We start from the raw sequence: 22963 nt of genomic DNA, 5'->3' as shown, positions 1-22963 counted from the left end.
CGGTGCCGGAGTCGAAGATCGTGGAGACGCTGATCGAGGAGGCGTTGAAGCTGGCCGAGCAGATGCAGGACGAGGGCGTCGCCTCCGGCGCACCCACCGTCGCCGTCAGTGAGTAGTAGCCACCAGGTGCCGGCCGGTCCCAAGCGCTTGCGCCCCACCCTCTTCCCATCCTGAGCCGACGGGATAGGGTTCCTCAATGCTGAGCAGTTCGGTGACGACGACCCGGGTCCTGGAACCCGGCGACCTCCCGGCTGCCCTGGAAGTGCTCGACCGCGACCCCATCGCCAACGCGTTCGTCGCCTCACGTGTCGCCGTCGCCGGGCTCGACGCCTGGCGGCTCGGCGGTGAGATGTGGGGCTGGTACGACGGCCGCCGCCTGGACGGGCTCTGCTACGCCGGAGCCAACCTCGTCCCGCTGAGCGCGGGTCCCGAGGCCGTCCGCGCTTTCGCCGAGCGTGCCCGCCGCCAGGGCCGCCGCTGCTCGTCCATCGTCGGCCCGGCCGAGTCCACCGCTCTGCTCTGGTCGCTGCTGGAACCCAGTTGGGGACCGGCCCGTGAGGTGCGCCCCAACCAGCCGCTGATGGCCACCTGGGAGCCCTCCACCGAGATCGCCCCCGACCCCCGGGTGCGCAGGGTGCGGCGGGACGAGATGGACCTGCTGATCCCCGCCTGCGTCGCGATGTTCACCGAGGAGGTCGGCGTCTCCCCGCTCGCGGGGGACGGCGGCCTGCTCTACCGGGCCCGGGTTGCCGAGCTGGTCAGCACCGGCCGCGCCTTCGCCCGCTTCGAGGCGGGGAAGGTCGTCTTCAAGGCGGAGATCGGCGCGGCCACACCGAGCGCCTGCCAGATCCAGGGAGTCTGGGTCGCCCCTGGACACCGGGGGAGAGGCCACTCCGAGAGCGGTATGGCCGCTGTGGTCGAACACGCGCTGCGTGAGGTCGCCCCGGTCGTGAGTCTGTACGTCAATGACTTCAACACCGTCGCCCGGGCCGCCTACCGTCGAGTGGGTTTCTCCGAAGTAGGCACGTTCATGAGTGTGTTGTTCTGAACCAGAGCTGCTTCTGAGCGCTTGAGGGACAGCTGCGTCAGGAGTTCCGGGAACCCGCTCGCACGGTCGCACGCCATGCATACACTCGCGCCGTCATCACCTTGAGTGACATTCCCTCCCCCGGGACGGGCTCTTCCCCGCCCGTATGTCACCTTCCCCCGAGGTGCCCTCTGACAAAGGACCGCGAGTGTCACGTACCCATCAGCGCTCCAGCCGACACGCAGGTCAGCGCGACGAACGACGCCCCGCGCAGCACCGCTCCTGGCGCCACCGGATGCGCCGGAACCGCTACGCCACCCTCATCGGCGCACTGGCCGGATTCCTCGGCCTCGCCACCCTCCTCGGCACCGCCTTCGGCGCGACCACCGCGGCCCCCGCCGCGCAGGCCCCGGCAGCGGCAGCCACCCCCAACGCGAACTGCACCCTCACCGTTCCGGCGAACCCGCTGAGCGCCAAGGGCCTCTCGACGCCCTATCAGCTCTCCGCCACCGACGCCGCCCAGGGCCCGTGCAACGAAGCCAACGTGAACCAGTCGGCGTTCGTCCAGGCCACGGTGGTCGATCCGGCAACCGGGGCACTCTCCGTCTACAACCCGCTGGTCATCGACAAGGGCACCAAGGCCGCCGCCGCCCCCGTCGTCCCCGCCCTACCCGCCGGAGCCGTGGTGGGCATCTGGTTCGGCTTCAACGGCAACAACCTCACCCTGCGCAGCCAGCGCAACAGCCTGGCGGCGGGAGGCTGCGTCAACGGATCCAACGGGTCGATCTTCGGTCAGTTCGCCTACTGCAACGCCGGTAAGTTCTTCGCCGCCGCCAACACGGCGCAGGCCGCAGGGAAGCTCACCGTCCCCGCGATCGGCACCGGCAAGGACGGCAAGTCCTGTCTGACCACCCGTGACTTCGGGCTGGTCGACCAGGACCAGAGCGACAACGTCACCTCCGACTACCTGGCCAACGCCAACGGGCAGATCGCGCAGAAGACCGCGGCCAACACCGCAGCGATGGTCGGTTCGGTGTCCCTCCTGAACGGGAGCGACAACCTGCTGCTGACCGCGTTCGTGGATCCCGCACTGGGCTGCACCGCGTTCACGGCGCCCGACCTGGCGAACCCGGGCCAGCAGGCCACCTCGCTCGGACTGGACGAGATCCAGGCGGCCAAGGCCCAGGCCGCGCCGATCGCGCTCGTCCCGCTGAACGACCCGATGGTGCAGGTCAACGCCAAGGCCAGCCGAACCAAGACCAACCTCTACCGGGTCGGGGTGGGTCAGGCCCGCCTCGGTGCCGCCAACAACGGCGATCCACTGGCCTACTGCAAGAGCCTGTCCACGCTCGGGGCCCAGCGCATCAAGGCCGACCAGCAGTTCTTCGCGGCTGCTCCCTCACCGCAGGCCGGACAGAACCTGTTCGACTTCCTGACGGCGCGGCTCGCGGCGTCACTGACCAACCTCAACTGCCCGCAGGCCGCGGCACCTGGCGCGAGTGCCTCGGCGAGTGCGTCCGCGTCCGCGTCGAGCAGTGCCTCGACCAGCGCGTCGGCAGTGGCGTCGGCAAGCGGTACGCCGATGATGAGCGCGCCGGCGTCAAGCGCGCCGGCCTCGGCCCCGGCGTCGGTCGGCGCCTCGGCTCCGGCATCAGCGTCCGTCCCCGCGGCGCCTTCGGTCCCGGCCAAGACGACCCCCGCCCGCCCCAGCCCTGTCGTCGGCTCCGCGACCGCGGTCGCGGCGCCGATGATGAGTGCGCCGGCGCCTGCGTCCGCGCCGGCGTCGATGGCAGCCGCCATGAGCCCTGCGCCCGCAACGGGCCCGGCCATCGGGATCCCGGTCTCGGCGACCTCCCAGTCGGCCCCCCGGGTCGTTCCTGCGCATGACGTCGTCCCGCAACCCAGCGCGGTCGGCACGGTCCTCGGCAACGCGGCCACCATGCCCGCCACCATGACGACCGCCGCGGGCGCCGCCACCCGCTCGGCCGCTCCCGCCGCCTCCGCCGTCCGTTCCGCAGCCGCCACCGGAGTCCTGGCCAAGACCGGCGCCTCCAGCACGACGCTGCCGATCATCGGCCTCGCCGTGTCCCTGCTGCTGCTCGGCCTGTCGGCCTTCCTCCTGGTCGGGCGACGTCGGCCGCGATGACTCTCCGTCGGCCACGGGCGCGGGAGACTGTCCCGCCCCGTGGCCGACCGGGTACCGTGCGAGGCGATGAACGACGTCACGATCGAGCCATTCGACCTCGCCGGGCGGGCAGCGGAGGCCCTGGCGGTGCAGGCCGCCGCTTTCGGCCTGACCAGTGAGGAGGTCTCGGTACGGCTGCAGATCGTGGGACGGCACGCCCTCGCCCCCGGGGTACGCGCCTTCGGCGCGGTGGCGCGGAGCCGTCCCGGCGACTTCGGACAGTTGGTGGGCTTCGGCTACGGGATGCCCAATGACCGCTCCCACTGGTGGAGTTCCGTCATCGAGCCGCATCTGGAGGCCAACGGGAACGGCTTCTGGCTGGACGACTCCTTCTCCGTCACCGAACTGCACGTGCACCCCGAGTACCAGGGGCTGGGCCTCGGTCGACGCCTCATCACCACCCTCTGCGCGAGTACGCAGCTGCCGCGGACGATCCTGTCGGCCATCGACCGGGAGACCCCGGCCCGGTCCCTGTACCGCTCGCTGGGATACCGGGACCTCGCCCGCCACGTGATGTTCCCGAACACGGCGGTCCCCTACGCGGTGATGGGCGCTCCGCTGCCGTTCCCGCCCCGCTACTGAGCGCCCCGCGCCGACCCGACTCCACCGATCCCGTGTCGTGAGCGCTTCGTCAGCGCTGTGCCGGCAGGGTCGCGAGCAACTGGAAGCCGGCCTCCGACGGCTCTGCCGTCAGCGTGCCGCCGGCCTCGACCAGACGTTCCGTCAGCCCCCGCAGCCCGTTGCCGTGCCCGTTCGCCGACTGCGGGCGGCCCGCGCCGTCGTCGCTGATGCTCAGCCGCACCGGGTCCGTGTCGCGATCGATCCGGATCTCGCAGTGCCGGGCGCCGTTGCTGTGCCGCACCACATTGGTCACGCCCTCCCGGACGACCCACGCCAGCAGGCCCTCGGCCTGCGCCGGCAGCGACGGTCCCGACTCCCGTACCACCGGCTCGATCCGGGCCGCGCTGAGCAGCGAGCGCGCACGCTCGAGTTCCTCGGCGAGCCCGGTCTCCCGGTAGCCGCTGACCGCCTCGCGGATCTCGGCGAGGGCCTTCCGGCTGACCTGTTCGATCTCCTCCGTCTGGGCCAGGGCCGCCTCCAGGTCGGTCGGCGCGAGCCGCCGCACCACCTCAGCCTTGAGCGCGATCACGGACAGGCTATGGCCGAGCAGATCGTGCAGGTCGCGGCTGAACCGCAGCCGCTCCTCGGCGACCGCGACCCGGGCCAGTTCCCGGCGGGTCTCCCGGAGTTGGGTCACCACGGTGAAAAGCTTGAGCATCACGAAGACGATGGCGCCCGGCAGGAAGGTGCTCCAGAGGGCGCTGGGGATGCTGCTGCTCTGCCCGCGCATGTAGGCGGTGAGGCCCGCCAGCGCGGGCACCCCGATCAGCACGAGCGGCCCGCCCCGGCTCGGCACCACCACGGCGCAGGCGATGGCCAGGAGCGAGTAGAGCACCAGCCCGTGCGGCAGGGATCCGGCCAGAGCACCGGTGACCGGCACCATCACCAGGGCCAGCGCCGTCGGCACCCGGCCGTCCTGGACCCGGGGCTGGAAGGCGGTGAGGACGGTCGCGCAGTAGAGCAGAGCGAACAGCCCCAGCCCGCACATGGCGGCGACGGGGCGCGGGTACGCCCCGTCCAGGACCGCGAGCAGCGGGCTGAGCGCCAGCAGCACCCAGGGCAGCAGGGCGTAGGGGTTGAACCCGCGGATCTTCTCGATCTCCTCGTCGGTGATCCTTTTGCGGGGGGGACGGCCGGCCACGGGCGGGGTCCTCTCGTGGGGACAGGCTCTCGGCGGAGGGTGAGTGCGAGGTGTTGCGAGGTCTTGCGGACGAGCGGCACCGCTCACAGCATCGCGGCGAACTCCAGGTACAGCGCGGCGGTCCTGGCGTCGCCGACCTCCAGGCTCCACAGCCCGGCCTCCACGGTGCGGAACAGGGTCCAGCCGCGCAGCCGGTCCCGGTCGACCTCGACCGCGTCGGACAGACGCTGGAGCCTGCGCCGGGCGGCCGCCTCCGGTCCCGGAACCCCGGCCAGGGTCTCCAGCCGGTCCTGGGCGAGCCAGGCCAGGTCGTAGGCCCGCTCGCCGACGAGCGGTTTGGGATCGATGGCGAGCCAGGGGGAGCGTTCGGCGGAGAGCACGTTGCCGTGGTGGAAGTCCCCGTGCAGCAGCAGCTGTTCGGGCTCGCCGCCGAGCAGGTCGTCGGCGGTGGCCAGGGCCTCGTCCAGCAGCGGACGCAGCTCGGCGGCGCTGGGCAACTCCCGGCGGCGGTTCATACTCTCGCACAGGGCGGGCACGTAGTCGGCGACCAGAGTGAACGGGTGGTCCTCCGGTGGCGCGACCCACAGCCGCTGGATCGTCCCCGCGGCTTCCAGCATCGCCTTGCTCTCGGCGAGGGACAGCAACGGCACCTCACCGTTCAGGCGTTCCAGCAGCATCGCGCCGTCCTCGGGGGCGGCCTCCAGCAGACGGACGGCGCCGCGCCCGTTCCAGTGCGCCAGGGCGGCGTGTTCCTGGGCCGACTCGGGCGAAGGCAGTCCCAGCTTCAGCACGGCTGGTGTGCCGTCGGCGCGTCTGACGTACAGGACCAGGCTGAGCTGGCCACCCGGCTCGACGACCCGTTCCACGGTGAGGTCCCAGCGCAGGAGACAGGTCGTCACCAGCGCGTGCAGCGAGCCGAGCCAGGCCGCCCCCCGTGCCCCGTCCCAGGCTCGGACGGTCTCCTGGAGTCGGGCGGGAATGCTGATCTGCTGGTCTGCTGCCGACATGCTGGCCTTTCGTTCGCTCGCCCCCGTGGTGGTGCACCCGACCATTGTCAGCCATGCGGGAGGCCGGGGAAGGCACTGCCGGTGCCGCTCCAGGCGAGGGTGTCCAGCGCGGCCTGCCGCAGTGACGTGGCCACCGAGCTGCGAAGAGGCCCGGTCGTGGCCTCGACGGCGTTGGCGTAGACGGCCGAGATCCGGTCCTCGATCAGGGCCGCGAGCCGGACCGCCGAGCCGGTGTCGGTGACCGGGGCCGGCAGCTCGTAGGCGGGTGCCGCAGCGGCCGGGGCAGCGCCGGCGGCGCTGATCCGCTGCTGCAGGGCGCCGCGCCGGGACCGGTGTGCCTGGTAGGCGGCGTCGGCCTGGGCCCGGCGGTCGCCGTCGAGCTGCGCGCCGATGACGCCGTAGCCGTAGACGGCGGCGTCCTCGGCTGCGAGCGCAGCCTGCAGTGCGGCGAGTGCCGCGGGCGGCAGGGTCGTGGTCAGGGGTGCGGCCGCGGACGTGGCCGGAGCGCTGCCACCGAGCCGGACCGCGTGCTGCGCCCCGCTCGCGGCGATGGAGGCGAGCAGCCGCGCCAGGGCGGGGGAGGCCGTGAGCAGGTCGGCGGTGCGCCCCTGGGCGGTGGTGCGTTCGGCCGACGCGAGTGCGGCGAGAGCCGCGGTGCGGGTGCCGGGCACGGGCGTGCCGGTCGCGGTCTGCGATGCCGTCTGCGATGTCGCCCGCAGGATGCCGGACGACGCGGTCGGCCCCGGGTTTGCGGACGCGCCGGCGGTCGGCGTGGCGGAGATGCCGAGCGCCGAGGCGTGCGCGGCCAGTTCCACGCGCAGCGGGTGCAGCGTGGTGCCGAGCGCCGGGTAGCCGGTCAGGGTGGCGTCGTAGCGGGCGATCAGTGCCTCGGTCGCCCGCAGGGAGCGGGTACGCACGGGCGTGTCGGGGTCCGCCGCGTCCACCGACCGGGCCGGGCGGCCGCCGGTTGGCGTGGTGCTCCTGGCGGTGGTGTCGCTGCAGGCGGAGAGCAGGCCGATCAGCCCCACGCCGAGCAGTGCGCGACGGCGGGGTCCGGGTACGGAGAAGGTCACGATCACGGACGCTACCGCCTGTTCCTCCGGCGTGGACACCGGCCCTGAAAAGTCTCCGAATCGGCACTTGGGGGCAGTACCGGATAGGCTGTGGGCTGTTCTTTGCGACCTTCCGACAACAGCAGACGCGGCCGAGGAGTCACCCGGATGAGCACGACCCTGAACGACCGGCTGCATGTTCTGCTGGAACCCCTCGCTGTCACAGCGGGCGTGGATCTGGAAGAGGTCACCCTCAGCAAGGTCGGCGGGCGCCGCGTCCTGGACGTGACCCTGGACGCCGACGGCGGGGTGGACCTGGACACCGTCGCTGAACTGAGCCGCGCGTTCGGCGAGGCCCTGGACGGCCCCGAGGGCACGGCAGTGCTGGGCGACGGCGAGTACCGGCTGGAGGTCGGCTCCCCGGGTGTCGACCGCCTGCTGACGCTCCCCCGGCACTGGCACCGCGCGCGTACCCGCCTGGTCAAGGCGCAGCTCGGCGCGGGCGGTGAGGTCACCGGCCGGGTCCTCGAGTCGGACGAGGACGGCGTCCTCCTGGAGATCCCGCCGGTCAAGGGCCGGGGCAAGGCCACCGAGCGCCGCCTGGCGTATGCCGAGATCGCCAAGGCGCGGGTGCAGGTGGAGTTCAACCGCAAGGGCCTGGACGACGCGGACGAAGCAGACGACGCAGAAGACGTAGACGACGTAGACGGCGTAGAAGACGCAGACGTCGAGCCGGACGAGGCGTAGCGCCACCGCAGTACCCCGAAGACACAGCAAGAAGAAGAGGAGGCGTAGCCGTGGATATCGATATGAGTGCCCTGCGCAGGTTGGTGCAGGAGCGGGAGATCAAGTTCGACCTGCTGGTCCAGGCGATCGAGTCGGCCCTCCTCATTGCGTACCACCGCACTGAGGGCTCGCGGCAGAAGGCCCGCGTGGAGCTCAACCGCGAGACCGGCCATGTGACGGTCTGGGCCAAGGAGGACGCGGACGAGGTCGCCGAGGGCGCCGTGCCGCGCGAGTTCGACGACACCCCGAGCGGCTTCGGCCGGATCGCGGCCAGCACCGCCAAGCAGGTCATCCTGCAGCGTCTCCGCGACGCCGAGGAGGAGCTGACCTTCGGCGAGTACGCCGGGCGCGAGGGCGACATCGTCTCGGGCGTGGTGCAGCAGGGCAAGGACCCGAAGAACGTCCTGGTGGACATCGGCAAGATCGAGGCGATCCTGCCCGCCCAGGAGCAGGTCCCCGGCGAGGAGTACAAGCACGGGCTGCGGATCAAGTGCTACGTGGTGGCGGTGCGTCGGGGCGTTCGCGGCCCGTCGGTGACCCTGTCGCGCACCCACCCCAACCTGGTCCGGCAGCTGTTCGCGCTGGAGGTCCCGGAGATCGCGGACGGCTCGGTGGAGATCGCCGCCATCGCCCGCGAGGCCGGTTTCCGCAGCAAGATCGCGGTGTGGACCGGCAAGGCGGGCCTGAACGCCAAGGGCGCCTGCATCGGTCCGATGGGCGGCCGGGTGCGCGCGGTGATGGCCGAGCTGCTCGGCGAGAAGATCGACATCGTGGACTGGTCGGACGACCCGGCGGAGATGGTGGCCAACGCCCTGTCCCCCGCACGGGTGACCCGGGTCGAGATCGTCGACTACGACACCCGCTCCGCACGGGTGACCGTGCCGGACTACCAGCTGTCGCTGGCGATCGGCAAGGAGGGCCAGAACGCCCGCCTCGCCGCCCGGCTCACCGGTTGGCGCATCGACATCCGCCCCGACGTCGAGGCGGCGGGGTCCGCGGGCGCCGACGGAACGGACGCCCCTCGCCGGGACTGACCGGGCTCTTTCGGAGTCCCGGTTTCGAGTTGCGGACATCGGGCCCTTATCAACAGGGTCGGAGTGAAGACCACCAGAGGGGTAGACTTGGACGTGTCTGGCCGGACGCGTGACCGTTCATGCCCGAAACGCACTTGCGTCGGGTGTCGGAAGCGAGCTGCCAAACATGACCTGCTGCGTGTGACGGCGGTCGAGGGCGAATGCGTCCCCGATCCCCGCGGCACGCTGCCCGGCCGGGGCGCGCATCTGCACCCCGTGTCGGGGTGCCTTGACCTGGCGCTGCGCCGCCGGGCGTTCCTGAGGGCGTTGCGCCTCCAGGGGCCGCTCGACACCGCGGCACTTCAGCGGTACGTCGAGGCACTGCCGAGGGTCTGAGACACGACAGAGCACGGAGCTGCCGCACCCATGTGCGGGGGCCGAGCAACAGGTACCTCGCGAGTTCGAAAGTAGGTCGAGATTGCGATGAGCACTCGATGAGTACGCGATGAGTACGAGCATGAAGTAGCGACGGTCCGGCGGAACACCCGGACCTAGAAGGAGCGAAGTGGCTAAGGTCCGGGTATACGAACTCGCCAAGGATTTGGGCGTTGAGAGCAAGGTCGTCATGGCCAAGCTCCAAGAGCTCGGTGAGTTTGTTCGTTCGGCGTCCTCGACGATCGAGGCGCCTGTGGTACGAAAGTTGGAAGTTGCCTTCGGTGGGGCCGCGAGCCCTGCGAAGCCCGCGTCGGCGAGCAAGCCGGCGCCCCCCAAGCCTGCCGGGTCCGCGTCCGCGGCACCCCGGCCTGGCGCCCCGCGCCCCGCTGCGCCGCGTCCGGCCGCCGCACCGCAGCCTGCTGCTGCGGCACCGGCCGCGTCTGCCGCGCCGCGTCCCGCCGCTGCACCGGGTCCGCGTCCGGCGCCGCGTCCGGCCGCGCCCGCTGCCGAGTTCTCGGCACCGGCTCCGGCCACCCCGGCTCCGGCCACCCCTGCTCCGGCCGCGCCTGTCGCGCCCGCCGCCGCTGAGGCTCCGGCCGCTCGTCCCGCCGCTGCGGGCCCGCGTCCCGGTGCTCCCGCGCCGCGTCCCGCCGCGACTCCGGGCGCCCGCCCGGCCGGCCCGCGTCCGGGCAACAATCCCTTCACGTCCAGCAACACCGGCATGTCCCGTCCGGGCGCCCGTCCGTCCGGCCCCGGTGGCGAGCGTTCCGGCGCTCCCCGGCCCGGCGGCGACCGTCCCGGTGCCCGTCCGGCCGGTCCCGGTGAGCGTTCCGGCGCTCCCCGGCCCGGTGGCGACCGTCCCGGCGCGCCGCGTCCTGGTGCGGAGCGCTCCGGCGCCCCGCGTCCGGGTGGCGACCGTCCCGGGGCTCCGCGTCCCGGTGGCGACCGTCCCTCCGGTGGCGCTTCGCGTCCCGGCGGCGACCGTCCCGGTGCTCCCGGTGGGATGCCCCGTCCGCAGGGCGGCCCCCGCCCCGGCGGTCCGAGCCCGTCCGGCATGCCGCGCCCGAACCCGGGCATGATGCCGCAGCGTCCCGCGTCCAACGGCGGCCCCGGCGGCCGTCCCAGCGGCCCCGGCGGCCGTGGCCCGGGTGGCCCCGGCGGCCGTCCCAGTGGTCCCGGCGGCGGCGCCGGTGGCGCGCGTCCCGGCTTCCAGGGCCGTCCGGCCGGTCCGGGCGCTCGCCCGGCCGGTGGCGGTTTCGCTGGTCGTCCCGGTGGCGGCGGTGGCGGCGGCTTCGGTCCCCGTCCCGGTGGCTTCGGCGGCCGTCCTGGTGGCCCGGGTGCCCGTGGCGGCACGCAGGGTGCCTTCGGCCGCGGCCCGAACGGCCGTCCGGCGCGTGGACGCAAGTCGAAGCGCCAGCGTCGTCAGGAATACGAGTCGATGCAGGCGCCGTCGATCGGTGGCGTGATGCTGCCTCGCGGCAACGGCCAGACGGTCCGTCTGTCGCACGGCGCTTCGCTCACCGACTTCGCCGAGAAGATCAACGCCAACCCGGCGGCGCTCGTCTCGGTGATGCTCAACCTCGAGCAGATGGTCACCGCGACCCAGTCGGTCCCCGACGAGACGCTGCAGCTCCTCGCCGAGGAGATGGGCTTCGTCCTGGAGATCGTCAGCCGTGACGACGAGGACCGCGAGCTGCTCGAGTCCTTCGACATCGACTTCGGCGAGGACGAGGGCGACGAGGACATGCTCGTCGCGCGTCCGCCGGTGGTCACCGTCATGGGTCACGTCGACCACGGCAAGACCCGCCTGCTGGACGCGATCCGCAAGACCAACGTGGTCGCGGGCGAGGCCGGCGGCATCACCCAGCACATCGGTGCCTACCAGGTGGCCGCGGAGGTGAACGGCGAGGAGCGCCGCATCACTTTCATCGACACCCCCGGTCACGAGGCGTTCTCCGCCATGCGTGCCCGTGGTGCCAAGTCCACCGACATCGCGATCCTGGTGGTCGCGGCCAACGACGGCGTCATGCCGCAGACGGTCGAGGCGCTCAACCACGCCCAGGCCGCCGGCGTGCCGATCGTGGTCGCGGTCAACAAGATCGACGTCGAGGGCGCCGACCCGACCAAGGTCCGCGGTCAGCTGACCGAGTTCGGCCTGGTGGCCGAGGAGTACGGCGGCGACACCATGTTCGTCGACATCTCCGCCCGTCAGGGCCTCAACATCGACCAGCTGCTCGAGGCCGTCGTGCTCACCGCCGACGCCTCGCTGGACCTGCGCGCCAACCCGGAGCAGGACGCCCAGGGCATCGCGATCGAGGCCCACCTGGACAAGGGTCGCGGCGCCATGGCGACCGTCCTGGTCCAGCGCGGCACGCTGCGCGTCGGCGACTCCATCGCCGTCGGTGACGCCCACGGCCGTGTCCGGGCCATGCTCGACGAGAACGGCAAGAACGTGCTCGAGGCGGGTCCGTCCCGTCCGGTGCTGCTCCTCGGTCTCACCTCGGTGCCCCGCGCCGGCGACAGCTTCATCGTCGTCGACGACGACCGCACCGCGCGCCAGATCGCGGAGAAGCGTTCGGCCCGTGACCGCAACGCCATGTTCGCCCGTCGCCCGATGCGGATCTCCCTGGAGAACCTCGACAAGGCGATCGCGGCCGGCGGCATCCAGCAGCTCAACCTCATCATCAAGGGCGATGTCTCCGGTTCCGTGGAGGCCCTCGAGGACGCGCTGGTCAAGCTGGACGTGGGCGAGGAGGTCGAGCTCCGCATCCTGCACCGCGGTGTGGGTGCGATCACCGAGTCCGACGTGGACCTGGCCATGGGCTCCGACGCCATCATCATCGGCTTCAACGTGCGCGCCGAAGGCCGCGCCCGTACGGCAGCCGAGCGCGAGGGCGTCGACGTCCGCTACTACTCGGTCATCTACCAGGCGATCGAGGAGATCGAGGCTGCGCTCAAGGGCCTGCTCAAGCCGGAGTACGAGGAGGTGCGCCTCGGTTCCGCGGAGGTGCGCGAGGTCTTCCGCTCCAGCAAGTTCGGCAACATCGCGGGTGTCATCGTCCGCGAGGGCCTGCTGCGCCGCAACGCCAAGGCACGCCTCATCCGCGACGGCAAGGTCGTGGCGGAGTCCCTCACCATCGAGGGTCTGCGCCGCTTCAAGGACGACGCGACCGAGGTCCGCGAGGGCTTCGAGGCCGGTGTCACCCTGGGGTCGTTCAACGACATCAAGGTGGACGACGTCATCGAGACCTTCGAGATGCGCGAGAAGCCGCGCTCGTAAGTCGCAGTGACGGTCGGGGTCGGTCGGCAGATAATCTTGTCGACCGGCCCCGGCCGCGTTCAGTACGGTGGCGGCTCCACCCCTTCAAGGCCTCACAGGTCGGCGTGACCTGTTCACCCATGTTCGTAGGAACACTGACCTTCGACCTGCTCCTCGGCGACGTCCACTCGTTGAAGGAGAAGCGTTCGTTGGTCCGGCCGATCGTGGCCGAACTGCAGCGCAAGTACAGCGTCTGCGCCGCCGAGACCGGCAACCAGGAACTCCACCGCAGGGCCGAGATCGGCCTGGCCGTGGTGTCCGGGGACGCCGGTTACGTCGGCGAGGTACTGGACAGCTGCGAGCGGCTGGTCTCCGGCCGCCCGGAGGTCCAACTGCTGGCGGCCCGCCGCCGGCTGCGGGACGACGACGACGAGTAACGGCGTTGTCGAATAGGACAATCAGACATGGCATCCCTAGGTGGGTGCGTCCGGGTAGGTTGAGCACGGGCCCGGAGACCGACGGGAACACCGGTATCTTTGCGAAGCCGGGCCCACAGCACGAGGAGGACCAGTGACCGACACCGCGAGGGCGCGCAAGCTCGCAGACCGCATCCGGGTGGTCGTCGCGGAGACCCTGGAGCGGCGGATCAAGGATCCGCGCCTCGGTTTCGTGACCATCACCGACACCCGGGTGACCGGTGACCTGCGCGAGGCCACCGTCTTCTACACGGTCTACGGCGACGAGACCGACCGGGCAGCCACGTCGGCCGCGCTGGAGAGCGCCAAGGGCGTGCTGCGCACCGAGGTGGGCCGGCAGACCGGGGTGCGGTTCACGCCGTCGCTGACGTTCATCGCCGACGCCATCCCGGACACCGCCCGCCACCTGGACGACCTGCTCGTCAAGGCCCGGGCGCAGGACGCCGAGGTGCGCAGCGTCGCCGTCGGCAAGTCCTACGCCGGTGAGGCGGACCCGTACCGCAAGCCCGGCGAGGACGACGACCTCGACTCCGACGACGTCGAGGACGAGTAGCAGTGCCCGGCCAGCAGGCCGCGGGAACGCCCGCCATGACCGTGGCGGGCGTCCCCGCGCTTCCGTCCCCGCGCGCGGAGCAGTCCGCTCACGTTGCCGCAGGCCACGCCGTGGACCACAGCACCAGCCTCACCGACCGCGACTGGGACCGGGCGCTGGCCGCCATCGACCACGCCGCCTCGGTCGACCTGGTGTGCCATGTGATGCCCGACGGTGATGCACTCGGCTCGGCGCTCGCTGCCGGGCTCGCGCTGCGCTCGCTGGGCGTCGAGGTGCGCGTGTCGTTCGGTGACGACCCGCAGATCGTCCCTGGTTCGCTGGAGTTCCTGCCCGGTCAGGACCTGCTGGTGCCCGCCGCCGCAGTGCCCGACCAGCCCGAGCTGATGATCACCTTCGACGTGGCCGACGCGCAGCGGCTCGGGCTGCTCAGGCCCAAGGCCGAGGCGGCGACCGAACTGGTCGTCATCGACCACCACGCCTCCAACGGCGGCTTCGGCACGCACCAGCTGATCGACCCCAAGGCCCCGGCCACGGCCGTGCTGGTGGACGAGCTGCTGCGCCGCCTCGGGGTACCGCTGGACCGCGACATCGCGACCTGCCTCTACACCGGCGTGGCCACCGACACCGGTTCCTTCCGCTATGCGGCGACCACCCCCGCGACCCACGAGCTGGCGTCCCGCCTGCTGGCCACCGGGCTGCGCCACGACCTGATCTCCCGCCGGCTGTGGGACACCCAGTCCTTCGGCTACCTCAAGGTGCTGGCCGCCGCGCTGTCGCGGGCCGAGCTTGACCCGGCGGCGGCGGAGGGCCGCGGGCTCGTCTGGACCTGGGTGCCCAATGCCGACCTGCTGGCCCACGAGGTCCTCCCGGAGGAGATCGAGGGTCTGATCGACGTGGTCCGCAAGGCGTCCGAGGCCGAGGTCACCCTGGTCCTCAAGGAGGACCCGGACGGCAGCCTGCGCGGCTCCTCCCGCGCCAAGGGCGCGGTGGACGTCGCGGCGGCCTGCGCCGCCCTCGGCGGCGGCGGGCACGCCTACGCGGCGGGCTTCACCTCGTACGACGGCGTCACCGCCACCGTGGCGCGGTTCCGTGCCGCGCTCGAATCCAGCTGAGAGTCTGATCGTTGAAGCGCAAGGGAACCGGTCCTGACGGCCTGGTCATCGTCGACAAGCCCGCCGGGATCACCTCGCACACCGTGGTGGCCCGGATCCGCCGCCTGGCCGGTACCCGCAAGGTCGGGCACGCGGGGACGCTCGACCCGATGGCGACGGGCGTCCTGGTGATCGGCTGCGAGCGGGCCACCCGCCTGCTCGGGCATCTGGCGCTGACCAGCAAGACCTACGAGGCCACGATCCGCCTCGGCCAGTCGACCGTCACCGACGACGCCGAGGGCGACGTCACGGCCACCACCTCGACCGCGGAGGTCACCCCGGATGCCATCGCCGCCGGGGTGGCGGCGCTGACCGGCGACATCCAGCAGGTTCCCTCCTCGGTCAGCGCCATCAAGATCGACGGCAAGCGCTCCTACACCCGTGTGCGCGAGGGCGAGGAGGTCGAGCTCGCCGCGCGTCCCGTCACCGTCTCCCGCTTCGAGGTTCACCACCGTCGCGACGAGCGGGCCGAGGACGGCACCCCGTTGATCGACCTCGACGTCACCGTGGACTGCACCTCGGGCACCTACATCCGCGCCCTGGCCCGGGATCTGGGCGACGGCCTGGGCGTCGGCGGCCACCTCACCGTGCTGCGGCGCACCCGGGTCGGTCCCTACACCGCCACCGGCTCGCACACCCTGGCGGCCCTGGAGGAGTCCTTCGCCGACGCTGTCCTCCCCATCGCCGACGCCGCCGCGGCCGCCTTCCCCCGCTGGGACGTCGACGCCGAACAGGCCCGTCTCCTGGTCAACGGCATCCGCATCGACGCCCCCGGCATGGACGCCACCGACCCCATCGCCGTGTTTGACCCCGACGGCCGCTTCCTGGCCCTGATCGAGGAGCGCGGCGGCAAGGCCAAGTCGCTCGCCGTCTTCGTCTGAACCCCTTTTCGCCCTTCCTCTTTCGCCCTCCCTCAGCACCGCTGCAAACGCAGGCTCACCCGTGCGGGCGAGCGCGTGGAGTGAAGCAGGGGGGTGTGCGGGGCGCAGGGGGTCGCGCGGCCGCACGGGCGGGCAGCCTCCACCCGGGCGACCGGGCGGGGGTGTGCGGTGCGGCGGGCGGATGGAGCACTGGTACGGGTCTCCGACCCGGGTGGGCAGTCCAGGGGCGTCGCGTTCCCGGTCGACCACGAGGGAACCCTGCTGACCAGCCACGAGGCCGTGGACACGCTCACGGCGATGCTACTGACCTGGCCGGGCGGGGCGGTTCGCCGACTCAGCGCCGACGACGTGGTCCCGCTGCCCGAGTTCGACCTCGCGCTGCTGCGCACCGACGCGGTACTCCCGCCTCTCCCGCTCGCCGACGGCCACGGCACCCGGCTGGTCACCCTCCCGCACGCCGAACACGCCCTCCAGGGCGGCGTCGCGGGTCTGGTGACGGCCCGATACGCCCCCGCCGACCGCTGGCATCTGCTCGCCGACGTGTGGCTGCTGGAACTTGATCAGGCACCCTACGGCCTGGCTCTCGAGACGACCGGAACTCCGGTTCTGGACGCCGAGACCGGCGCGGTCGTCGGCGTGGCCACCGCTGCGCTGCGCAGCCACCGGCGCGGTGCGGTGCTCGCCGTCCCCCTGCGCGCCGCCGCCGGGCACCCCGCCGTCGCCGACCTGCTGGCCCGCAACGCCGCGACGGTTCCGGCGCACGGACGGGCGCTGAACCTCGCCGGGGTCCTGGAGCTGACCGCCGCCACGCTGACCGCACTCAACGGGACCGCCGCGTGCCGGGTGGACCGGCCCGACGGACTCCTGGCCGCCTACCCGCACTGGTCCCCGGACCGCCCGGTGCAGGCCCTCGTCGGCGAACCCGGCAGCGGCCGCACGACCGAGCTGGCGGCGCTCGCCGTCCACCGGGCGCAGTCCGCCCACCGGCTGCCCACCGTGTGGTTGCGCGGCGCCGACCTGCGGCCCGACGACGGCTCGGTGCTGGACGCGGTCGAGCGGGCGCTCCAGCGCCCCCGCCCTCGACCCACTGCCGTCGGCGCTCCCTCCGAAGGCGAGGGCGACAGCCTCGCCGACCAGGTCTGCCGCCTCGCGGCCGCAGCGCACCGACCGCTGCTCGTCGTTCTCGACAATCCGGAGGAGATGCCGCTCGGGCTGCTGACCCGGCTGGGCGAATGGAGCGCAGAGACCGGTCGCCGGCTGCGCCGCACCGAGACCAGGCTGGTGGTCGGCTGCCGGCCCGAGTACTGGGAGCAGGCCGGGCCGCTGTTCTCCGCCGAGGACCTGCAGCCCCGGCTGGAGCTGGCGGATCTGCCCGCCGACATCGCCGCCGAGACCGCCCGCCGCTACGGTCTACCCCTCGCTGCGCCCTCACGGCACCCGCTCAGCCTGCGCCTGCTCGCGGAGATCCGCGCCGCCCTGCCGACCGCCGACGGCGATCACGCGGTCACCCCCGCACCTGATCAGGAGCCCGGGTGCGGACCCACCCGCGCGGAACTCCTCGGCGCGCGGATCGACCTCGCCTGCCTGCGCATCGCCGAACGCCTCTCAGCGCCCGATCCCGGCTCGGGCCCCGGGCAACGCCGCCGACTGGCCACCGCTGCCGCAGGCCGCGTCCACGAGGCCGCACGCCGGATGCTCGGACCCGGCGGCGGGTCGCTCGACCGCAGCGACTTCGACGGGATCTTCCCCTGGGCCGAGGGCTGGGCCCAGGCCGTGCTCGGCGAAGGACTGCTGGTCCCGGCAGGACCGGTCTACCGTTTCGCCCACGAGGAACTCTCCGAATGGCTCCAGGGCGGGCATCTCGACCTGGCCACCGCCCTGGACACGCTCCTCGGCGATGGCCCCGAGGCCCTGCACCGGCCTCCCGCCCCCGGCGCCGCCGTTCCGCCGCCCCATGGCGCCCACCGGCGCGGCGGCCCGCGTGGCCAGGCCGTGCCGCCGCCGCAGTCGCCGCCCCAGCCCCCGCCACCGCTGCGGCCGGTCCCGCACCACCGCATCGGACCGGTCAGGGAAGCCCTGCTCCGCCTGACCGAGCAGCAGGACCCCTCGGCGCTGGAACCCTGGCTCAGCCACCTCGTCCTCCGCCTGGACGGTCCCGAGGCCGCGCCACCCCACAGCGATGCGCACTGGTGGGCGGCCAACCTCCTGACCTCGGTGCTGCTCCGTCTCCCCGACGCCGAACCCCACCTGCCGCTGCTGCGCTCGCTCGCCGCCCGCATGGCCTCGCGCACCCAGTCGGCCCGCGGCGGAGAGCACGTCCTGCCGCTCGGCTTCTGGACGGACCTGCCGCTACCCCTCGCCGCCCGGATCGACCTGCTCCGGCTGCTGGCCCGCGGCGGCGCCCCCGAGACCCTGGACGCCGTGGCCCACCTGCTCCGTGCCGACCCGCCGACGGCGCTGCCCGCCCTCTGCCTCTGGTTCCAGGACGAGCAACTGGCCGCCTCCGCGCTGCATCTGCTCCGCACCCACCGCCGGATCGCCCTGGACGACCTGGCCGAGGCCCTGGTCGCCGCAGCCCACCCCCGGGCCGACGCGCTGCTCCGCGAGCTCGCTGTCATCGAGCCGTCCGCGCTCTGCCGCGCCGTGGACCGCTGGGCCCACGACCCCCGCCCGGAACGGCATGTCGCCGCCGCGGTGCACGCGCCGACCGTCAACCCGGGCAGTCCTGCCGACCGCGCCCTGCTCCGCTATGCCGCCGAGGCCCTGCTCGCCCGCGCGACCGAGGAGAGGCTGCACGGCGCTGCGCTTGCGGTCCTGGTCGCCGACCCGGACACCCGCGGCCGCCACCTCCCGGCCGCAGTGGCGCGCTACATCGCCGCCGACCCCATGCTCACCGCCGAGGCCCTCGCTCCCGCCCTGGACGCCCACCCGGCGCTAGTCCTCTCGGCCTTCAAGGCCCGGCTGAACCAGCCCGGCGAGGAGGCCGCAGCGATCCTCCACACGCTCGGCAGCGTTCACGCCCCCCACGCCCAGCGAGCCGCCGCACGGCTGGTCGGCGAGCACCTGTCGAGCCGTCCCGAGGCGGCCGCGCAGGTCGCGACCTGGTTGGACGCCCGCACCCGCTACGGCCCCTCCGAGCGCGCGACCCTGCTCCCTTTCGTCCGCGATCTCGCCGCCGAGCAGCCCGAACCCGTCCGCGCTGCCTTCCGTGCCGTCCTCTCCGCCCACTCCACGGCCCTCCACCAGGAACTCCTGTCAGCGCTGCGGGCAGCCGAGCCAATGCAGGGCACCGATCAGCCGCATGGCACGCTATAGGGGTCACAGTGGTACGAACGAGGAGCGGTCAGGGTGCAGCGCTGGCATGGCCTGGAGGAAGTCCCCGGGGACTGGGGGCGCAGCGTCGTCACCATCGGTTCCTTCGACGGGGTGCACCGGGGCCACCAACTGATCATCGACCAGGCGATCGCACACGCCCGCGACCTCGGTGCCCGCTCGGTGGTGGTGACCTTCGACCCGCATCCCAGCGAGGTGGTCCGACCGGGCAGCCACCCCGCGCTGCTGGCCTCGCACCGACGCCGGGCCGAGCTGATGGCGGAACTGGGCGTGGACGCCATCCTGCTGATCCCGTTCACCCCGGCCTTCTCGCACCTCTCACCGGAGGACTTCGTCCGGCAGGTGCTGGTCGACGCCCTGCACACCACTCGCATCGTCGAGGGCCCCAACTTCCGCTTCGGCCACCGCGCCTCCGGCGACGTGGCCCTGCTCGCCACCCTCGGCGAGCGTTACGACTTCAGCGTCGACGTGTGCGACCTCACCGTCCAGGGCGAGAACGGCACCCCCTTCTCGTCCACGCTGGCCCGCCGCCTGGTCGCCGAGGGTGACGTGGCCGGTGCCGCAGAGGTGCTGGGCCGCCCGCACCGGGTCGAGGGCACCGTGGTGCGCGGAGCACAGCGCGGGCGCGAACTCGGCTACCCGACCGCGAACGTGGAAACCCTGCCGCACACCGCGATCCCCGCGGACGGCGTCTACGCGGGCTGGTTGACGGCGAATCAAGAACGGATGCCGGCCGCGATCTCGGTCGGCACCAATCCGACCTTCGACGGCACCGCGCGGACGGTGGAGGCGTACGCCATCGACCGGGTCGGCCTCGACCTGTACGGGCTGCACGTCAGCGTCGACTTCCTGGCCTACCTGCGCGGCATGGAGAAGTTCGACACCATCGACGCCCTGCTCGACCGCATGGCCGTCGATGTGAAGCAGGCCCGCGAGCTCACCGACTGAGGCCGGCCGGCGAGCGACGCGGAAACACGGAGCGGGAACAGGGGGCGGAAACAGGGAAGGGAGCCGCGAGGCCCCCTTCCCTGTTCCTGCTCGACTCCCTGCCCGCCCGCTACTGCTGCGGTGGGTAGTAACCCGGAGGCGGAGGCGGCGGTGGCCCCCACTGCGGTTGCTGCTGGGGCTGGTGTTGGGGCTGCTGCGGTGCCTCCCACTGCTGCTGCGGCGCTTCCCACTGCTGTTGCTGCGGCGGTACGCCCGGCCAGCCCATCGGCTGCGGCTGGGTCCGCGGGAAGTCCGCGGCCACCATCGCCGCCAGGTCGAAGTACGCGTCGCGGGTCTTCGGCCGCATCCGCGACAGGTCCACCTCGGCCCCCGCAGACAGGTGCTCGTCGAAGGGGACCACGACCACACCCCGGCACCGGGTCTGGAAGTGCGCGACGATGTCCTCGATCCTGATCATCTTGGACGTCTCCCGCACCCCGGACACCACCGTGATGCTGCGCTGGACCAGGTCCGCGTAGCCGTGGGCGGACAGCCAGTCCAGCGTTGTGCTGGCGCTACTGGCACCGTCGACGCTGGGCGTGGAGACCACGATCAGCTGGTCCGCCAGATCCAGGACACCGCGCATCGCGCTGTACAGCAGGCCCGTTCCCGAGTCCGTGAGCACGATCGGGTACTGCCGCCCGAGGAACCCGATGACCTGCCGGTAGTCCTCGTCGTTGAAGGTCGTCGAGACGGCGGGGTCGACGTCGTTCGCCAGGATCTCCAGACCGCTCGGAGCCTGCGAGGTGTACCTCCGCACATCCATGTAGCTGCTGAGATGCGGGATCGCGGTGACCAGGTCCCGGATCGTGGCCCCGGTCTCGCGGCGGACGCGCCGGCCGAGGGTTCCGGCGTCCGGGTTGGCGTCGACCGCGATCACCTTGTCCTGGCGCTCCGAGGCCAGGGTCGCGCCGAGCGCGGTCGTCGTGGTGGTCTTTCCGACGCCGCCCTTGAGGCTGATCACGGCGATCTTGTAGCAGCTCATGACGGGCGTGCGGATCACGGCCAGCTTTCGCTGACGCTCCTCCTCGGCGGCCTTTCCGCCGAAGCGGAATCGTGAGGGTGCGGAGCGGCGCTCGTCCGGCTGCTTGCGCAGCAGCCGGTCCGAGGACAGTTCCACGGCAGCGGTGTAGCCGAGCGGCGCGCCCGGCGCGGCCCCCGGCTGCTGCTGCGGCCATCCGCCCTGCCGAGGATCGGCGACTGGCGGCGGGGCCCATTGCTGTTGCGGCTGCTGTAGCCGCTCGGCCCCGGGTGGGGGTGCCCACTGCTGTTGCTGCGGCGGCTGCTGCTCGACCGGCGGGGGTGCCCACTGCTGCGGCGGCTGCTGCTCGACCGGTGGGGGTGCCCACTGCTGCGGGGGCTGCTGCGGCTGCGGCTGCTCGGGCAGCGGCGGCGGGGTCCACGCCTGCGGCTGCGGCGCGACCTGCTGCTGCGGGAGCCACGGAGCCGGAGCGGGGGCCAGCGGCACCTCCCCAGTGGCCGGGCGGTAGGGCTCAGGAACGGGGTGAGCAGGCGGTTGGACGGGCTCGGCGGCGGCCTCCGACCCGACCTGAGGGGAAGCCGGCCAAGCGGGCGAGGGCACGGGGGCCGGCGCAGCGGGCGCCACCGGTGGCTCCGGATCGGTCTCCTGAGCCGCCGTCGCCTCCGGCTCGGACTCCGGGCGCACGACAGGTGCCACTGGTACGACGGCTGCCGGCGCGGCCGGCAGGCCCTGTTCCCGCGGCGCGACCGCCCCGAACACCTCGGGCATCTCGGCAGGCACCGGCACCGGCACCGACAGAGGCGCGGGCGGCGGACCCGTCACAGCCGGCGGACCGGGCTGCGGAGCAGCCTGCGGCACCGGGACTCCCAGCGCCGGCGTGTGCGCCGGCGCCACCACCGGCGCCTGCCCGCCGACCTGCTGGGCGTTCTGGGTGTACCAGGCCGGAGGCGTGTATTCAGGCGCGTCCGACCACTCCTCGTCCTCGTCCGGCGCATTGTCGCCGACGTAGACGCCGTCGCGATCGCTCGTCGTCACTGCTGTCCCTCTCGTTCGCCTCCGTGATGCACCAGCGTAGTCGGCGAAGCGCCCGGCTCGGCAGCCCCTCTCCCCTCCCCGGGTACCCCGCCCCTACCGCTTTGACGTCGCACCACGCTCGCCACCCACAGGGCTCGGGCGCCCGCCGCCCGGCACCTCCGCTTGCCGCGTTGCCGCTCTGACATCGGCGGCTGGCGCCGCGCGCCCAGTAGCTCCGCTACAACGGCGTCCCGGCGCCTTGCCATCGAAGGCCGCGCGGCGGAGCCGCAGAGTGTCACTGTGGCGGCGTGCGCTGACCCGAGCCCTATCGCTCCGCAGGTCGTCAGTCCACCCGCCGCGCCTGCCCCAGCACCTGCGCCTCGGCACCGGTCGGTCCTCCCTGGACAAACGCGCGCCGCCGCCGGTTCCCCCACAGGGTGACCCCGTCACCCAGATTGGACAGCGCGGCGATCTCCGACGCCGGCAGCGCCAGCGCCTTCCCCGCCAACTCCGCCTCCTGCGGCGCGATCCGCTGCACGCCCACCAGGTCCGCCGAGGCGAGCAGCCGCTCCGCGCCGGGGCCCAGGAACGGCAGCAGGGTCAGCGTCGTCTGCCAGGGGCCCGCCGACAGCCGGCTCCTGGTCGGCCGAGCGCCGCAGTCGCGTACCACCAGCACCGGTGCGGCAACGGACGCGCCCTGCGGGCCGATCCGTCCCACCGGGTGCACCGTCACACACGGCTGCCCGCCGCCCGCCGCCTGCGCGACCGGGGCCCAGGCCTGGCCGCGTCCGGTCTCCACGGCCACGCGCGCACCGGTCGCGGCCGCCCGCAGGGCGATCAGCTGCGCCGTCCACACCCCGCCGACCAGGACCACGTCGTAGGCCGTCGGCCGGAACAGGCCCAGCACGGCCGGAGCACCCTGCCCGTCGGTGCCGATCAGCACCCCGTCGTCACCGACCGGAAGCGCCATCGCGGACAACTGGTCCCTGGTGAGCACATGCTGATCCCGGCGCGGGCCGTGCAGACCGAAGCCCGCCCAGGCCCGCCTCGCCCGGCCGCC

General features: G+C 72.9%; 18 protein-coding genes. 13 read left to right on the top strand and 5 right to left on the bottom strand.

Features of this window, described 5'->3' with window-relative positions; genetic code table 11:
- Nucleotides 1–196: 196 nt before the first annotated feature.
- The 3 genes from ABIA33_RS36025 (at nt 197) to ABIA33_RS36015 (ending at nt 3794) form a co-directional block, all read left to right on the top strand.
- Complete coding sequence (locus tag ABIA33_RS36025) at nt 197–1048, top strand: GNAT family N-acetyltransferase (RefSeq protein WP_370088037.1); 852 nt, start codon at nt 197–199, stop codon at nt 1046–1048.
- Between the two features lie 187 nt (nt 1049–1235).
- A complete protein-coding gene (locus ABIA33_RS36020) occupies nt 1236–3173 on the top strand; it encodes an LPXTG cell wall anchor domain-containing protein (RefSeq protein ID WP_370088035.1) in 1938 nt (645 codons plus the stop codon).
- 66 nt (nt 3174–3239) lie between these two features.
- Entirely contained in the window at nt 3240–3794 is a 555-nt protein-coding gene (locus tag ABIA33_RS36015; RefSeq protein WP_370088033.1) for a GNAT family N-acetyltransferase, read from the top strand.
- 49 nt (nt 3795–3843) lie between these two features.
- On the opposite strand, the gene ABIA33_RS36010 is transcribed toward ABIA33_RS36015, so the two are convergent.
- From ABIA33_RS36010 to ABIA33_RS36000, 3 genes are all read right to left on the bottom strand, one after another.
- Nucleotides 3844–4974: a sensor histidine kinase gene (locus tag ABIA33_RS36010; protein ID WP_370088031.1), complete on the bottom strand. Its 1131-nt coding sequence runs from the start codon at nt 4972–4974 to the stop codon at nt 3844–3846.
- An 83-nt stretch (nt 4975–5057) separates the two neighbouring features.
- Nucleotides 5058–5981 carry an aminoglycoside phosphotransferase family protein gene (locus ABIA33_RS36005; protein WP_370088029.1) on the bottom strand — a complete coding sequence of 308 codons (924 nt, stop codon included), beginning with the start codon at nt 5979–5981 and terminating at the stop codon, nt 5058–5060.
- A gap of 47 nt (nt 5982–6028) precedes the next feature.
- Entirely contained in the window at nt 6029–7054 is a 1026-nt protein-coding gene (locus ABIA33_RS36000; RefSeq protein ID WP_370088028.1) for a DUF4439 domain-containing protein, read from the bottom strand.
- A gap of 147 nt (nt 7055–7201) precedes the next feature.
- Here ABIA33_RS36000 and rimP point away from each other — a divergent pair, with 147 nt between their 5' ends.
- The 10 genes from rimP to ABIA33_RS35950 all read left to right on the top strand — a co-directional run bounded on the left by rimP (nt 7202) and on the right by ABIA33_RS35950 (nt 19868).
- Nucleotides 7202–7780 (top strand): ribosome maturation factor RimP, encoded by a 579-nt coding sequence (gene rimP / locus ABIA33_RS35995; RefSeq protein ID WP_370088026.1) that lies wholly within the window; start codon nt 7202–7204, stop codon nt 7778–7780.
- Between the two features lie 50 nt (nt 7781–7830).
- Nucleotides 7831–8853 carry a transcription termination factor NusA gene (gene nusA, locus ABIA33_RS35990; RefSeq protein ID WP_370088024.1) on the top strand — a complete coding sequence of 341 codons (1023 nt, stop codon included), beginning with the start codon at nt 7831–7833 and terminating at the stop codon, nt 8851–8853.
- A 93-nt stretch (nt 8854–8946) separates the two neighbouring features.
- On the top strand, nt 8947–9228 hold the full coding sequence (locus ABIA33_RS35985) for a YlxR family protein (protein WP_370088039.1): 282 nt from the start codon (nt 8947–8949) through the stop codon (nt 9226–9228).
- 169 nt (nt 9229–9397) lie between these two features.
- Complete coding sequence (gene infB / locus ABIA33_RS35980; RefSeq protein ID WP_370088022.1) at nt 9398–12547, top strand: translation initiation factor IF-2; 3150 nt, start codon at nt 9398–9400, stop codon at nt 12545–12547.
- 119 nt (nt 12548–12666) lie between these two features.
- The gene (locus ABIA33_RS35975; RefSeq protein ID WP_370088020.1) at nt 12667–12963 is read left to right on the top strand and encodes a DUF503 domain-containing protein; all 297 of its coding nucleotides are present in this window, start codon (nt 12667–12669) and stop codon (nt 12961–12963) included.
- Nucleotides 12964–13096: 133 nt separating this feature from the next.
- Nucleotides 13097–13555, top strand: coding sequence for a 30S ribosome-binding factor RbfA (gene rbfA, locus ABIA33_RS35970; protein ID WP_370088018.1), 459 nt, complete (start codon nt 13097–13099; stop codon nt 13553–13555).
- Nucleotides 13556–13557: 2 nt separating this feature from the next.
- The gene (locus ABIA33_RS35965; protein WP_370088016.1) at nt 13558–14667 is read left to right on the top strand and encodes a bifunctional oligoribonuclease/PAP phosphatase NrnA; all 1110 of its coding nucleotides are present in this window, start codon (nt 13558–13560) and stop codon (nt 14665–14667) included.
- Nucleotides 14668–14678: 11 nt separating this feature from the next.
- Nucleotides 14679–15587, top strand: a complete 909-nt coding sequence (gene truB, locus ABIA33_RS35960; RefSeq protein WP_370088014.1) for a tRNA pseudouridine(55) synthase TruB — start codon at nt 14679–14681, stop codon at nt 15585–15587.
- 168 nt (nt 15588–15755) lie between these two features.
- Nucleotides 15756–18902 (top strand): serine protease, encoded by a 3147-nt coding sequence (locus ABIA33_RS35955; protein ID WP_370088012.1) that lies wholly within the window; start codon nt 15756–15758, stop codon nt 18900–18902.
- A 33-nt stretch (nt 18903–18935) separates the two neighbouring features.
- Nucleotides 18936–19868: a bifunctional riboflavin kinase/FAD synthetase gene (locus tag ABIA33_RS35950; RefSeq protein ID WP_370088010.1), complete on the top strand. Its 933-nt coding sequence runs from the start codon at nt 18936–18938 to the stop codon at nt 19866–19868.
- 109 nt (nt 19869–19977) lie between these two features.
- Here the strand turns inward: ABIA33_RS35950 and ABIA33_RS35945 are convergent, their stop codons facing one another.
- Nucleotides 19978–21924 (bottom strand): AAA family ATPase, encoded by a 1947-nt coding sequence (locus ABIA33_RS35945; protein ID WP_370088008.1) that lies wholly within the window; start codon nt 21922–21924, stop codon nt 19978–19980.
- Nucleotides 21925–22246: 322 nt separating this feature from the next.
- Nucleotides 22247–22900, bottom strand: coding sequence for a hypothetical protein (locus ABIA33_RS35940; RefSeq protein ID WP_370088006.1), 654 nt, complete (start codon nt 22898–22900; stop codon nt 22247–22249).
- Between the last annotated feature and the right edge of the window lie 63 nt (nt 22901–22963).

The organism is Streptacidiphilus sp. MAP12-16 (assembly GCF_041262165.1).
Classification (GTDB): Bacteria; Actinomycetota; Actinomycetes; order Streptomycetales; family Streptomycetaceae; genus Streptacidiphilus.
Note: the sequence above shows the minus strand (reverse complement) of the source record. Positions and strands in the feature narration are given on the sequence as shown.

Coding starts and splice junctions, on each gene's coding strand:
- ABIA33_RS36025 (WP_370088037.1), top strand. CDS start 197: ATGCTGAGCAGTTCGGTGACGACGACCCGGGTCCTGGAACCCGGCGAC.
- ABIA33_RS36015 (WP_370088033.1), top strand. CDS start 3,240: ATGAACGACGTCACGATCGAGCCATTCGACCTCGCCGGGCGGGCAGCG.
- ABIA33_RS36005 (WP_370088029.1), bottom strand. CDS start 5,981: ATGTCGGCAGCAGACCAGCAGATCAGCATTCCCGCCCGACTCCAGGAG.
- rimP (WP_370088026.1), top strand. CDS start 7,202: ATGAGCACGACCCTGAACGACCGGCTGCATGTTCTGCTGGAACCCCTC.
- ABIA33_RS35975 (WP_370088020.1), top strand. CDS start 12,667: ATGTTCGTAGGAACACTGACCTTCGACCTGCTCCTCGGCGACGTCCAC.